The organism is Pantoea sp. KPR_PJ (assembly GCF_041386365.1).
Taxonomy (GTDB): Bacteria; Pseudomonadota; Gammaproteobacteria; order Enterobacterales; family Enterobacteriaceae; genus Pantoea.
Genome location: NZ_JABMIK010000005.1, coordinates 1 through 14233 on the forward strand (window position 1 = coordinate 1; position 14233 = coordinate 14233).

The 14233-nt window shown below is 57.6% G+C and carries 12 protein-coding genes; 5 read left to right on the plus strand and 7 right to left on the minus strand.

The window, feature by feature from the left end; genetic code table 11:
- The 5 genes from rsxC to ydgT form a co-directional block, all read right to left on the minus strand.
- A partial coding sequence (rsxC, locus tag HP564_RS12200; RefSeq protein ID WP_371243367.1) for an electron transport complex subunit RsxC occupies positions 1-1826 on the minus strand: 1826 nt, incomplete at its 3' end.
- Positions 1819-2397 carry an electron transport complex subunit RsxB gene (rsxB, locus tag HP564_RS12205; protein ID WP_371243368.1) on the minus strand — a complete coding sequence of 193 codons (579 nt, stop codon included), beginning with the start codon at positions 2395-2397 and terminating at the stop codon, positions 1819-1821. The genes rsxB and rsxC, both read right to left, overlap by 8 nt.
- Complete coding sequence (rsxA, locus tag HP564_RS12210) at positions 2397-2978, minus strand: electron transport complex subunit RsxA (protein WP_033747388.1); 582 nt, start codon at positions 2976-2978, stop codon at positions 2397-2399. The genes rsxB and rsxA overlap by 1 nt, the downstream gene beginning before the upstream one ends.
- 123 nt (positions 2979-3101) lie before the next feature.
- Complete coding sequence (locus HP564_RS12215; protein WP_371243369.1) at positions 3102-3545, minus strand: DUF2569 domain-containing protein; 444 nt, start codon at positions 3543-3545, stop codon at positions 3102-3104.
- Positions 3546-3640: 95 nt separating this feature from the next.
- Positions 3641-3856: a transcription modulator YdgT gene (gene ydgT, locus HP564_RS12220; RefSeq protein WP_371243371.1), complete on the minus strand. Its 216-nt coding sequence runs from the start codon at positions 3854-3856 to the stop codon at positions 3641-3643.
- A 718-nt stretch (positions 3857-4574) separates the two neighbouring features.
- Between ydgT and ytfQ the strand changes: the two genes are divergently transcribed.
- Genes ytfQ through yjfF form a run of 4 tightly spaced genes read left to right on the plus strand, consistent with a single transcriptional unit; the run spans position 4575 to position 9091 of the window.
- Positions 4575-5531 (plus strand): galactofuranose ABC transporter, galactofuranose-binding protein YtfQ, encoded by a 957-nt coding sequence (gene ytfQ, locus HP564_RS12225; RefSeq protein ID WP_371243373.1) that lies wholly within the window; start codon positions 4575-4577, stop codon positions 5529-5531.
- A 53-nt stretch (positions 5532-5584) separates the two neighbouring features.
- Complete coding sequence (locus HP564_RS12230) at positions 5585-7105, plus strand: sugar ABC transporter ATP-binding protein (RefSeq protein ID WP_371243375.1); 1521 nt, start codon at positions 5585-5587, stop codon at positions 7103-7105.
- Positions 7098-8108, plus strand: a complete 1011-nt coding sequence (gene ytfT / locus HP564_RS12235) for a galactofuranose ABC transporter, ATP-binding protein YtfT (RefSeq protein ID WP_371243377.1) — start codon at positions 7098-7100, stop codon at positions 8106-8108. The genes HP564_RS12230 and ytfT overlap by 8 nt, the downstream gene beginning before the upstream one ends.
- A complete protein-coding gene (yjfF, locus tag HP564_RS12240; RefSeq protein ID WP_371243379.1) occupies positions 8105-9091 on the plus strand; it encodes a galactofuranose ABC transporter, permease protein YjfF in 987 nt (328 codons plus the stop codon). The genes ytfT and yjfF overlap by 4 nt, the downstream gene beginning before the upstream one ends.
- A 584-nt stretch (positions 9092-9675) precedes the next feature.
- Here yjfF and araA read toward each other — a convergent pair.
- Positions 9676-11178 carry an L-arabinose isomerase gene (gene araA / locus HP564_RS12245; protein WP_371243381.1) on the minus strand — a complete coding sequence of 501 codons (1503 nt, stop codon included), beginning with the start codon at positions 11176-11178 and terminating at the stop codon, positions 9676-9678.
- An 11-nt stretch (positions 11179-11189) separates the two neighbouring features.
- Positions 11190-12875, minus strand: coding sequence for a ribulokinase (locus HP564_RS12250; protein ID WP_371243383.1), 1686 nt, complete (start codon positions 12873-12875; stop codon positions 11190-11192).
- A gap of 368 nt (positions 12876-13243) precedes the next feature.
- Here HP564_RS12250 and HP564_RS12255 point away from each other — a divergent pair, with 368 nt between their 5' ends.
- The gene (locus HP564_RS12255) at positions 13244-14227 is read left to right on the plus strand and encodes an arabinose ABC transporter substrate-binding protein (protein WP_371243385.1); all 984 of its coding nucleotides are present in this window, start codon (positions 13244-13246) and stop codon (positions 14225-14227) included.
- Positions 14228-14233: the final 6 nt, after the last annotated feature.

Consider the following 14233-nt stretch of genomic DNA (forward strand, 5'->3'; position numbering starts at 1 on the left):
TCAGGCTGCGGGGCCGCTGCCTGCGCCGCGGCGGCTTTCTTCGCTTTAGCGCGGGCGATGGCGGCTTCAACCGCGGCATCCGCAGGCTGCGATGTTTCCGTTTCAGGCTGCGGGGCCGCTGCCTGCGCCGGCACGGTTTTCTTCGCTCTGGCGCGTGCAATCGCTGCTTCAACAGCCGCTTTGCGCGGATCGGTAGCCTGACGGCTTAGCGCCTGGGTTTCCGACTGCGCTTCAGCCTGACGTAAATGCGCCTGAGCATGACGAGCCTCACGCTGGGCTTCCTCTACCGCAGGATCCACTTCGCCTGCTGCCTGTCGCTTCGCCATCACGCGTGCGCGTGCAGCCGCCAGCTCACCTTCGTCGCTGCGCGCAACGCGCTGCTTCGCCTGTTCATGTTTGGCTTCGCGCGCCAGCTTTTCTCGCTCCAGACGCGCCTGGCGCGCCTCGAAACGCGCCTTGGCCTCAGCGGTTCGCTTCGCCTCCAGGTCGATGGCGCGCAGCTCCGCTTTCTCCTGGCGATAGTACTGCACCAGCGGAATATTGCTGGGACAGACATAGGCACAGGCGCCGCACTCTATGCAGTCATCGATATGGTGCGCACGTGCTTTATCGTGATCGCCCCCCTGGCTGTACCAGTAAAGCTGCTGCGGCAGCAGCTTCGCCGGGCAGGCATCCGCGCAGGCGGAGCAGCGAATGCAGGGCTGCTCCTCATCGTTGTTGCCCATTTCGCTGGCGGAGGGAGCAAGAATACAGTTGGTGATTTTGACAACCGGCACGTCAAGCGACGGCAGGGTAAAGCCCATCAGCGGGCCACCCATAATCACCATCTGACGTGCAGCGGGCGTAAAGCCAACCTGATGCAGCAGGTGGCTGATGGGCGTACCGATTCGGCTCCAGACGTTGCGCGGCTGTGCAATCGCCTCGCCGGTCAGGGTGACCACGCGTTCGGTCAGCGGCTCGCCGTCGATCACGGCGCGTTTAACTGCCCAGGCGGTTCCCACATTCTGCATCAGTACGCCAATGTCGGTGGAGCGTCCGCCATGCGGTACTTCCATTCCGGTAAGAATTTTTGTCAGCTGTTTTGCGCCGCCGGAGGGGTATTTCGTGGGGATCACGCGGATATGCAGATCGCGTTCACCGCCCAGCGCCTGCTTCAGCGCGGCAATCGCCTCCGGCTTGTTATCTTCGATGCCAATCAGCACCCGTTCCGCCTGCAGTACCCAGGCAAGAATACGGCTCCCTTCCAGCACCTCTGCAGCGTAATCCTGCATCAGGCGGTCGTCAGCGGTGATATAGGGCTCGCACTCGGCGGCATTGATTATCAGGGTCTTCACGCCGCGCAGTCCGCCGCGCAGTTTTGTGCCGGTCGGAAAGCCTGCGCCGCCGAGACCGGCAACGCCTGCATCATGGATGCGCTGAACAATTTCGCTGCGCTCGCGCTGGCGGTAATCTACCATTGGTGCCAGCGTCTGCCAGCGATCTTCGCCATCAGGAGACATAAAGATGCAGAGCTCTGACAGACCGGATGGATGCGCAGTCATATGCTGCGCAATCGCGTCAATGGTGCCGGACGTGGGCGCATGAACGGGCAGCATCCGGCCGTTACCAAAGGTCAGCGGCTGGCCGCGCAGCACGCGATCGCCCGGTGCCACGCAGATCTCGCCTTCATGGCCGATGTGCTGCTTCAGCGGAATAATAAAACGGTCGGGCAGCGGCAGCTGGCTCAGCGGTGTGCCGTTAGACTGAGTTTTCATTTCCGGCGGATGGATGCCGCCCTGGAAATCCCACAGCTTCTCTTTACGAAAGATATTTAACAGATTAAGCATGACTTTCTACCGGGATCACCCGTACAGGAATAGTGTCGAGATTCCATTTCCAGTTCGCCGTTGTGGTGGCCACTGGACGCATCTCAATGCAGTCGGTAGGACAGGGCGCCACACAGAGATCGCACCCGGTACAGACGTCACTCAAAACGGTGTGCATCGCGCGCGTTGCCCCGACGATGGCATCAACCGGACAGGCCTGAATACATTTGGTGCAGCCGATGCAGTTCTCTTCATCTATCCAGGCGACGGTGCGCACCGGCTCTTTTGCCGTTTCGTCACCGTCAATCGGCTGGGGATCGACGTTAAGCAGCGCTGCCAGCTTCAGCATGGTCTGTTCGCCACCTGGCGCACATTTGTTGATCGCCTCGCCGTTGTTGCCTACGGCATCTGCATAGGGGCGACAGCCAGGGTAGCCGCACTGGCCACACTGACTTTGCGGCAGCAACTCATCGATCTGCTCAACGATGGGGTCTTCTTCGACTTCAAAACGGCGTGAGGCATAGCCAAGCAGCGCGCCGAACACCAGGCTCAGCGCGCTCAATACGATAATAGCAATCCAGATCGCACTCATCAGAATTTCACCAGACCGGTAAAGCCCATAAATGCCAGCGCCATCAGGCCAGCCGTGACCAGCGCAATGGAAGAGCCTTTGAACGGGGCAGGGACGTTAGCCAGCACCAGGCGCTCACGCATACCGGCGAATAACACCATTACCAGTGAAAAGCCCAGCGAGGCACTGAAGCCATAAAGGGCCGCCTGCAAAAACGTGTGGTTGAGGTTAACGCTCAGCAGTGGCACGCCGAGTACCGCACAGTTAGTGGTAATCAAGGGCAAAAAGATGCCGAGCAGACGATAGAGCGACGGGCTGGTTTTGCGCACCACCATTTCAGTGAACTGCACGACAACGGCAATCACCAGGATATAAGCCATCGTACGCAGATAAACCAGATCCAGCGGCACAAGAATCAGGTGATTGACCAGCCAGGCGCAAATCGAGGCCAGGGTGATCACAAATGTGGTAGCGAGACCCATGCCAATTGCCGTCTCCAGTTTTTTGGAAACGCCCATAAAGGGGCAAAGGCCAAGAAACTTCACCAGAACAAAGTTGTTCACCAGCACAGTGCCAACAAACAGCAGCAGATAATCGGTCATTTTTTCGCCATTGATTTGGAAAGCGGCCCATTATCTGTGATCTGTGCCACTATCTCAACCACTGTACGAACGACAGTGGGCGCTATCGCACTCAGAATTAAATTATTGACGAAACTCACAGCGTTAGGGCTGAGTGAAGGTCGCTTTTACCCGCTGAGAACGCTTGAAGTAGGGCACGAAAACCGCAGCGGCCAGCAGCGTCAGCAGCAGCGTCTGTACCGCCTTGCCGTCAGAAACCGGCGTCAAAGCAAACGTCTTTAGCGCCAGCAGCAGCGTAACCAGCAGCCAGATAATGTAGTGGCGGGGCAGTCGACGCGACCGCTTACAGAAAATCCAGCAGACCCACAGGCTATAGAGCCAGACCGCGAGCGCCGTCAGCAGGGAGATCGCCCAGTTGGTCACCAGCATACCCTGGTGCGAAAACAGCGTGGTACGCCATTCCGAGTTGAACAGCGGGCTGAGATACATGGCCAGCAGCATGGCGCTGGTCAGCATAGTCATAATTAGCCAGGCGAGCGGAACAAGCAGCCAGCCGCCAAGGCGCGGGGCGGTATCCAGTTGATTCATCGAGATGTTCCTGTTGCAGCAAGGAAAGCGGAAGAGGATATCATGTCTGGTTCAGGCCTGCTCGCATCCTGAGAAGGCCCGTTAATCACGCAGGATCACACGACGTAATGCCATACCGTTTTGGGCACGCAGCCGAGATCAAACAACCGACCACCGGACGCCAGCTCTGCACGGCGATGATCGGCCGCACGGTACATATTGATCAGGTCTTTGTCATCGTTGATGGAGTAGTTGAGGTGGTCGTAAAGTTTTTCGAGGCTTTCCAGATTATTCACTTTGCGAAATTTAAGCAGGTAATCTTGCGCGGTCATAGTTGTCATGAATAAAAGTACAAAGAAGCGCCCAGTATAGGGAGCCGCCGCATACTGTCTAGTGACTTATGAATAAAGTGGCGAAATTTCTATCATCACGCAGCGAAAAGAGTAAAAACAGCACTTTTGGTTTTGTTGATAATAATTTTTTCGCTGCCTCAGCACTGGCTGCTCCTGTCACTGCTGAAAACAGGCGGTGACAGCATTACACGTTATCCAAATCACGGCTGAACATTTTCCCTGGTTAACTGCTCAAAAATGGCCGGGTTTAAGGTCATTAAGCGTTATTAACCTCGGTGGTGAAGTCTGTTTTGGTGCCAGGGCGGCCAATGAATCGAAACAGGTGCATGCGAAATACCGGCATCAGGAGCACATTCATCAGGGCTGGCTGTCAGGTGAAGGCGATTGTGCGGGTAGTCACAGTTTTATTATTTCCTGTATGTGGCCGGAGAATGACCATTGAGTGCGTATTACTGTAATCGCTTTCAGGGTTATATTTCATAAGCGATTCTCTTTATTACATTTATTTAACCAGCCTTATTTTAAAAGACAGTTATTTTGTCCATGCATGATACCTTAATCTTCGCGTTTGCTTTCACGTAACTCCTTTAATTTTAACTAATTTGTGAAGCGCGTCGCCCTTATTTTACCGTTTTTACGCCAGGCTAAACGGGCTCTTTACCCTTACTCGCAAACGCCCTTCAGAGGAATGCAAACTATGTGGAAACGTTTACTTTTGGCCACCCTGGTCAGCACCGCGTTCACCGCGCCGGTTATCGCCGCCGATCTGACCGTCGGCTTCTCTCAGGTTGGTTCTGAATCCGGCTGGCGTTCAGCAGAAACTAACGTAGCAAAAAGTGAAGCGGCGAAGCGTGGCATCACGCTGAAAATTGCTGACGGCCAGCAGAAACAGGAGAACCAGATCAAGGCGGTTCGCTCGTTTATTGCTCAGGGTGTCGATGCCATTTTTATTGCGCCGGTCGTGCAGACGGGCTGGGAACCGGTACTGGAAGAAGCCAAAGATGCGAAGATCCCGGTGTTCCTCCTCGACCGCGCCATCGTGGTGAAAGACAAATCGCTCTATATGACAGTGGTGACCGCAGATAACGTGCTGGAAGGCAAGTTGATCGGTGACTGGCTGGTTAAAACCGTCGGTAACAAACCGTGTAACGTCGTTGAACTGCAGGGCACGGTAGGTGCCAGCGTCGCTATTGACCGTAAAAAAGGTTTCGCTGAAGCGATCGCGGGCCATCCGAACATTAAAGTGATCCGCTCGCAGTCCGGAGACTTTACCCGCAGTAAGGGTAAAGAGGTGATGGAGAGCTTTATCAAGGCCGAAAACAACGGCAAGAACATCTGCATGGTTTATGCGCATAACGACGATATGGCCATCGGTGCCATCCAGGCCATCAAGGAAGCCGGCCTGAAACCGGGCAAAGATATTCTGACCGGCTCTATCGACGGCGTGCCGGACATTTATAAAGCGATGCTGGCGGGCGAAGCCAATGCCAACGTTGAGCTGACGCCTGACATGGCAGGCCCGGCCTTTGATGCCCTGGAGAAATTCAAAAAAGACGGCACGCTGCCGCCGAAGATCACCAAAACGGAATCCCGGCTCTATCTGCCTGCCGATGCGCAGGCACAGCTGGACACCAAAAAAGGTATGGGTTACTGAGCCGCAGGCCGCTCTCCGGAGCGGCTTTTTATAGTTAAGGCGGAGCTGACAAGATGATCAGGCACAACGACGATGCGCTGCTAACCATCAGCGGCGTCAGTAAAGGCTTTCCCGGCGTCAAAGCCCTGGATAACGTGTCGTTTAGCGTGCGCAAGGGAGAGATTATGGCGCTGCTGGGCGAGAATGGCGCAGGTAAATCGACGCTGATTAAGGTGCTGACCGGGGTCTACAGCCGCGATGCGGGAACGCTGATGCTCAACGGCAAAACTATCGCGCCGCGCAGCACCGCCGATGCGCAAGAGATGGGCATCGGTACGGTTTATCAGGAAGTTAATATGCTGCCGAATATGTCGGTAGCCGATAACCTGTTTATCGGACGTGAGCCGCGCCGCTTCGGTATGATCGATCGGCGGCGTATGGTACGCGATGCCGATGCGCTGATGCGCAACTACGGGTTTATCCTCGACGTCACGCGCCCCCTGGGACACTATTCGGTGGCGATGCAGCAAATCATCGCTATCTGCCGTGCAGTCGACCTCTCGGCGCAGGTGCTGATCCTGGATGAGCCCACCGCCAGCCTTGACGCCAGCGAAGTGGAGATGCTGTTTACCCTGATGGCACAGCTCAAAGCCAAAGGAATGAGCCTGATTTTCGTGACCCACTTCCTCGACCAGGTCTACCGCATTACCGATCGTATTACGGTTCTGCGCAACGGCCAGTTTATCGCCACGCGTGAGACCGCGACGCTGCCGCAGATTGAGCTTATCAAGCTGATGCTGGGCCGTGAGCTGCTGGAAACGGCGCTGCAACGCCAGGGCAGCACGCTGCGTAGCAATCAGCCGGTGGCTGCGTTTCACGACTACGGTAAAAAGGGCACCATTGAGCCTTTTAGCCTTGAGGTTCGCCCAGGTGAAGTGGTGGGGCTGGCGGGGCTGCTTGGCTCTGGCCGTACTGAAATGGCTGAGGTGCTGTTTGGCGTTCGTCGTCCCGATCGCGGAACGGCCACCATCAAAGGAAAACCGCAGACGATTCGCTCCCCGGCAAAGGCGTCGCGTCTTGGTATTGGCTTCTGTCCGGAGGATCGTAAAACCGACGGAATTATTGGTGCGGCCTCGGTGCGTGAAAACATTATCCTGGCGCTTCAGGCGCAGCGCGGCTGGCTGCGGCCGATTAAGCGCCGCGAGCAGCAGGCGATAGCCGAGCGTTTTATTAAAAGCCTCGGCATTCGTACACCGCATGCCGAGCAGCCGATTGAGCTGCTGTCCGGTGGTAACCAGCAGAAGGTGCTGCTGTCGCGCTGGCTGGTCACCAAACCTCAGTTTCTTATCCTCGACGAGCCGACGCGCGGTATTGATGTGGGCGCACACGCCGAAATCATTCGCCTGATTGAGTCCTTGTGCGCCGACGGGCTGGCGCTGCTGGTCATCTCTTCTGAGCTGGAAGAGCTGGTGGGCTACGCCGATCGCGTGCTGATTATGCGTGACCTGAAGCAGGTGGCCGAGATCCCGCTTGAGCAGCTCTCAGTGGCTTCGATTGTTAACGCCATTGCGGACGGAGGGGCACAACATGCTTGAATCCCATATGACTAAGTCTGAGCGACGTAAATTTCGGCTACCCTCAGGTTTGCCCCAGATCGCTGCGCTGATTCTGGTGCTGCTGGTAGACAGCCTGGTCGCCAGTAATTTTTTTGCGGTGCATCTACAGGATGGGCGACTGTTTGGCAGCCCAATCGATATTCTTAACCGCGCTGCGCCGGTTGCGCTGCTGGCAACAGGGATGACGCTGGTGATCGCCACTGGCGGTATCGATCTCTCTGTGGGCGCGGTGATGGCGATTGCCGGTGCGACGGCGGCTACGCTGACCGTGGCGGGACACAGTCCGATCGTGGTAATCATGTCGGCGCTCGGCGCGGGGCTGCTGTGTGGGCTATGGAACGGCGTGCTGGTGGCGCTGTTGCGCATCCAGCCGTTTGTCGCCACGCTGATTTTGATGGTGGCGGGGCGCGGTATAGCGCAGCTGATCACTCAGGGGCAAATCGTCACCTTTGACAGTGCGACGCTGGCAAGACTGGGCAGCGGTTCGCTCTGGCTGCTGCCGGTGCCGGTATGGATTACTCTGGCCGTCGCTGTGCTGGTGTGGCTGCTGACGCGCAAGACGGCGCTTGGGCTTTTTATTGAGGCGGTGGGGATTAACCTGCGTGCGGCGCGCAATGCGGGCGTTAACGGCTGGCTGGTGGTGATGTCCACCTATGTGATAAGCGGGCTATGCGCGGCGGTGGCCGGATTAATCGTCACGGCTGATATTCGCGGCGCGGATGCTAATAACGCCGGGTTATGGCTGGAGCTGGACGCGATTCTGGCCGTGGTCATTGGTGGGGCTTCGCTGATGGGGGGACGCTTCAATCTGGTGCTGTCGCTGATTGGCGCACTGATTATTCAGGCGATGAATACCGGGATTTTGCTGTCGGGCTTTCCGCCAGAGCTCAATCAGGTGGTGAAGGCGATTGTGGTGATGTGCGTGCTTTTGATCCAGTCACCGCGCTTTCTGGCGCTGTTGAAACGGAGAGGCTCTCAATGATTAAACGTCATCTTCCCCTGATGATTACGCTACTGGTGTTTATCGCGGGTTACCTGTTCTGTCTGAGTCAGTTTCCTGGCTTCGCCTCCACGCGAGTCATCTGCAATATTCTGACCGATAACGCTTTCCTGGGCATTATTGCTGTTGGCATGACCTTTGTCATTCTCTCCGGTGGCATTGATCTGTCGGTGGGGGCAGTTATTGCCTTTACCGGCGTGTTTCTGGCGCGCGTCATCGGCGACCTTCATATTCATCCGCTGCTGGCGTTTGCCATTATTCTGGTGGCGGGCGCGCTGTTCGGGGCCATGATGGGCTGGCTGATCGACGCGCTGAAGATCCCGGCGTTTATCATTACGCTGGCCGGGATGTTTTTCCTGCGCGGCTGTAGTTATCTGGTGTCGGAAAACTCTATCCCGATCGATCATCCTCTTTATGCCACGCTTTCCAGCCTGGCATGGAAGATACCGGGTGGTGGGCGGTTAAGTCTGCTGGCGCTGGTGATGCTGCTGGTGGTGGTGGGTGGCATCATTCTGGCGCACCGCACGCGTTTTGGTAATCAGGTTTATGCCATCGGCGGCAGCGTAACGTCGGCGCAGTTAATGGGGGTGTCTACGCGTGCCACAACCATCCGTATTTATATGCTGTCGACGACGCTGGCAACGCTGGCTGGCATTGTCTTTTCTGTTTATACCTCGGCAGGCTATGCGCTGGCGGGGCTCGGCGTGGAGCTGGATGCTATCGCCTCAGTGGTGATTGGCGGTACGCTGCTGTCCGGCGGCGTCGGTACCGTGCTAGGTACGCTGTTTGGCGTGCTGATTCAGGGGCTGATTCAGACCTGGATTAACTTTGACGGCACGCTGAGCTCCTGGTGGACCAAGATCGCAATCGGTATTCTGCTGTTTGCCTTTATCGCGCTGCAGCGTTTGCTGACGGTGATGTGGGATCGGCAGAAAAATGCGCCGGTGAAGCGGGTAGTGACCTGAGGGTTTGATTCGACTAAGCCGCCTGCGGGCGGCTTTTTTGTTGGGTGAAAAGGGATAGCGTCATGGCTGTGATGCTGTGCCCTGTAAAAGAGGGTATTGCCCGATCGCAAAGAATGCCCGCATCCCTGCACATCGGCCTCGCCATCCTTGCCTGAACGCGTTGCTCTTCGAGCAATACCCTCTTTCCCTTGCGGGCTACGGTAGCGCTGTGTGAATAGCGCTCAGTGCCTGATAGCGCATCGGCCTCGCTATCCTGGCTCGGGCACTCTGCTCTTCAGGCTGAACTTACCTGCAGGTGTGAGCCTTTTCATGGCGGCTTAAACAAACCAGACAGCATTTCATTAAGGAGGCGGGATGAGCAGTGGAGTGACGTGCTGGAGCCATGGACGAAAACGCCGGGAACGTTTTGAACGGTGCATAGCCCTGGCCCGCTTGCGGGCGAGTCCCCGGAATGCGGTGAGGCAAGGTGCCAGGGATGTCTTTACGGCGTCCCTCCGAAACTGCCCATCTTCCCGACCCGGCAGCTCAGGCATAAAAAAGAAACGCCGACTGTAAAAGTCGGCGCATCTCTCTCAAACCACAGCCTAGCGTTTCGAGCGGTAATACACCTCGTTCCAGCGCAGCGCGTCCTTGAACGCCGGCAGCCGCGTATGCTCGTCAATCACCAGTACTTCGATATCGTTCATTTCGCCGTAGAGATACATATCCTCCAGCGTCAGCGCCTGGCTGAACACCGTATGGTGCGCGCCGCCGCCCAGAATCCAGGCCTCCGACGCGGTGGCCAGCGACGGCTGGGCGCGCCACAGCGCGCGTGCAACCGGCAGCTTCGGCAGCGGCTTCGGCTGCTCAATCGCATCCACCACGTTTACCAGCAGGCGGAAACGATCGCCCATATCGATCACGCTGGCATTTACCGCACGACCGGCTGGCGTAGAGAAAATCAGGCGCGCCGGATCGGCTTTGCCGCCGATGCCGAGGAACTGCACGTCGATCAGCGGCTTCTCCTCCCTGGCGATAGAGGGGCAGACTTCCAGCATGTGCGAGCCTAATACCAGATCGTTGCCGGGCGAGAAGTGGTAGGTGTAATCCTCCATAAAAGAGGTCCCGCCGGGACGATCGCCTGCCAGTACTTTGAAAATGCGCAGCAGCGCAGCGGTTTTCCAGTCGCCTTCGCCGGCGAAACCGTAGCCCTGACCCATCAGGCGCTGCACCGCCAGACCGGGAAGCTGCGTCATTCCGTGCAGCGTCTGAAAGTTGGTGGTAAAGGCTTTACAGCCTTCGCCGTCAAGGAAGCGCTTGATGCCAATCTCGATACGCGCCGCGTCGAGCACGTTCTGGCGCTTCTCGCCGCCGCTGGCCGCCACATCGCTAAAGCGGTAGAGGCTTTCATACTCATCAATCAGCGCGTTGACCTCGCCGTCGCTTACCTGATTAATCACCTCGACCAGATCGCCGACGCCCCAGCCGTTCACTGCGTAGCCGAACTGGATCTGCGCCGCGACTTTATCCCCTTCGGTAACGGCCACTTCGCGCATATTGTCGCCGAAGCGCGCCACCTTCAGCTGCTGGCTACTCTGCTTCGCGAAGGCGGCGCGCATCCAGTTGCCGATGCGCTGCTGGCTCGCCGCATCCTGCCAGTGACCGGTGATGACGCTGTGCTGTAGCCCCATGCGCGCGCCGATAAAGCCGAACTCGCGGCCGCCGTGCGCGGTCTGGTTGAGGTTCATAAAGTCCATATCGATGCCGTCCCACGGGATCTCGGCGTTGAACTGGGTATGGAACTGCAGCAGCGGCTTATTAAGCACGCTGAGCCCGCCAATCCACATTTTGGCGGGCGAGAAGGTGTGGAGCCAGGTGATAATGCCGACGCAGCTGTCGTCGTGGCTGGCGTCGCGGCAGAGCGCCAGCGCCTCATCCGGTGATTTCACCAGCGGTTTGGCAATAAGCTTTAACGGTAAGGCGGAAGAGGCGTTCAGCCCTTCAACCACCTGGCGTGCGTGCTCTTCCACCTGACGCAGGGTCTCCGCGCCGTAAAGATGCTGGGTGCCGATCACAAACCATACGCTGTGCGCGTTGTACTGATCCATAAAACCACTCCTCAATTAGCGTTGGCGGGGCGCGACGCATACTGCGGCTCAGCCGCCGCGCACCAGAATTGATAACGTTCGTAAAGCTGCTGATAGCGCGCGACGCGCGTGGCGTCGGGCTGTAGCGTGACGGCAATCGGGCTGGCCATGGCTTTCTGCGCGTCAGGCACCGAGGGGTAAACGCCCGCGGCAACGGCGGCGAAGATCGCCGCGCCTAACGCGCAGCACTCATCGGAGGCGACAATATCCAGTGGACGGTTCATCACGTCGCAGCACGCCTGCATGATGGCGGGTGATTTGCGCGCGATGCCACCCAGCGTCAGGATGTTCTCTACCGGGATCTGCTGCTGTTCGAAGCACTCCATAATGGCGCGCGCGCCGAAGGCGGTGGCGGCGATCAGGCCGCCGAACAGCGCGGGCGCGTCGGTGCCGAGATTGAGGTCGGTGATCACCCCTTTCAGACGCTGGTTAGCGTTAGGGGTGCGACGTCCGTTAAACCAGTCAAGTACCACCGGCAGGTGATCCAGCTGCGGATCGGCGGCCCAGGCTTCGGTGAGCTGGCGGATCAGGCTGCGCTGCAGTTCAGCCAGCTGGGGCTGTAGCTCAGGGTGCTGTGCCGCCGCCTGCTGCAGCGGCCAGGCGAGCAGGCGGCTGAACCAGGCATAGATGTCGCCAAACGCCGACTGGCCCGCTTCACAGCCGATCGCGCCCGGCATAACGCTGCCGTCGACCTGCCCGCAAATGCCATTGATGGCGCGGTCGCCCACCCGTTGCGCATCGGCTATCAAAATGTCGCAGGTTGAGGTGCCGATCACCTTGACCAGCGTATAGGGCTGCGCGCCTGCGCCCACCGCGCCCATGTGGCAGTCAAATGCACCACCGGCAATGGTGACGCGCTGCGTCAGGCCAAGGCGTTGCGCCCATTCTGGGCTCAGCGTGCCGACCGGCACGTCGGCGGTCCAGGTCTCCGTAAACAGTGGAGAGTCAAGCTGCTGCGTCAGCAGCGGGTCCAGCGCATTTAGAAAGTCGGGATCGGGTAAGCCCTGCCAGTCGGGGTGCCACAATGCCTTGTGGCCTGCGGCACAGCGGCTGCGGCGCAGGCTGGCGGGGGCAGTGGTGCCGCTCAGAAGGGCAGGCACCCAGTCGCAGAGCTCAACCCAGGAGACGGCAGCGTCGCGCACCGCAGCGTCAGCGCGTGAAATGTGCAGAATTTTTGCCCAAAACCATTCCGAGGAATAGATGCCGCCAATGTAACGGCTGTAGTCCGTAAAGCGCCCGCTGCGGCACAGCCGGTTGATCGCTTCGGCTTCTTCAATCGCTGTATGATCTTTCCACAGAACAAACATCGCGTTGGGGTTATCAGCAAATTCAGGTCGCAGCGCCAGTACGTTGCCGTCACGATCAACAGGTGCCGGCGTAGAACCGGTGGTATCTACGCCTATTCCAGTGACGTTGTCACGTTGTGCTGGCGTCAGCGCGTTAAGTACCTCAGACAGCGCCTGTTCCATTGCCTCAATATAGTCAAGGGGATGGTGGCGAAAGCGGTTGCTGTGCGCATCGCTATACAGTCCCTGCTGCCACCGCGAATAGTTCACCACGGCGGTTTTCAGCTCGCTGCCGCTGTCGCACTCTACCGCCAGCGCACGCACCGAATCACTGCCAAAGTCGAGGCCCAGAGTGATGGCTCCAGCACGCATCGGAAATCTCCTGTTATCAATAGTCGTCGCCTTATCCTGTGGCGGCGACGCAGGAAACGTTATTCCCCGATAGCTGAGAATATGCACTTTTCTGCCATAGGCAGCGATTTTGTGATCCCTGGCAGAAGTTAAGCGGCGGTTAAAATTGCTGAATATATGGAACAAATTGCCGTGATTTCAGGGTGTGATACCGCTCTACATTTTTCCCTCTTATTCCCGCTACAACTAGCCCAGCGTTTGCGCACCCTTTGTTCACTCGGTGTGCTAACGCGCTGATTTTCATCTGTACCTAAAAAAGAAAATTGACTGGTAGCGTTTACACCGATTCGTTAACAGCAGGGAAAAATACCCTGGCTCCGGAGAGCATCATGCATAAATTCACTAAAGCGTTCGCGGCCATCGGCCTGGCAGCGGTTATGTCACATTCCGCTATCGCCGAAACCATGAAACTGGGATTTCTGGTCAAGCAGCCTGAAGAGCCCTGGTTTCAGACTGAATGGAAATTCGCCGATAAAGCCGGGAAGGAACTGGGCTTTGACGTGATTAAAATCGCCATTCCCGATGGGGAAAAAACCCTGAACGCCATCGACAGCCTGGCCGCCAGCGGCGCGAAAGGTTTTGTTATCTGTACGCCCGATCCAAAACTCGGCTCCGCGATCGTCGCGAAAGCGCGTGGTTACGATCTGAAAGTGATTGCCGTCGATGACCAGTTTGTTAATGCCAAAGGCAAGCCGATGGAGAGCGTGCCGCTGGTGATGATGGCTGCGACCAAAATCGGCGAGCGCCAGGGGCAGGAGCTGTATAAAGAGATGCAGAAACGCGGCTGGAATGCCAAAGAGACCGGTGTAATGGCGATTACCGCCAACGAACTGGACACCGCGCGTCGTCGTACCGGCGGCTCGATGGAGGCACTGAAAGCGGCGGGCTTCCCGGCAGCGCAGATTTATCAGGTTCCCACCAAATCCAACGACATCCCCGGTGCGTTTGACGCAGGCAACTCGCTGCTGGTTCAGCACCCTGAAGTAAAACACTGGCTGATTGTCGGCATGAATGACAACACCGTTCTGGGCGGCGTACGCGCCACAGAAGGTCAGGGCTTTAAGGCCGCTGACGTTATCGGCATTGGCATCAACGGCGTTGACGCGGTGAGCGAACTTTCAAAAGACAAGGCTACCGGTTTCTATGGTTCGCTGCTGCCTAGCCCGGACGTGCATGGCTACAAGAGCAGCCAGATGCTCTATGAGTGGGTGAGCAAAGGCGCAGAACCGCCGAAATTCACCGAAGTCACCGACGTGGTGCTGATTACCCGCGACAACTTTAAAACTGAACTGGCGAAGAAAGGGTTGATGTAAACCCGC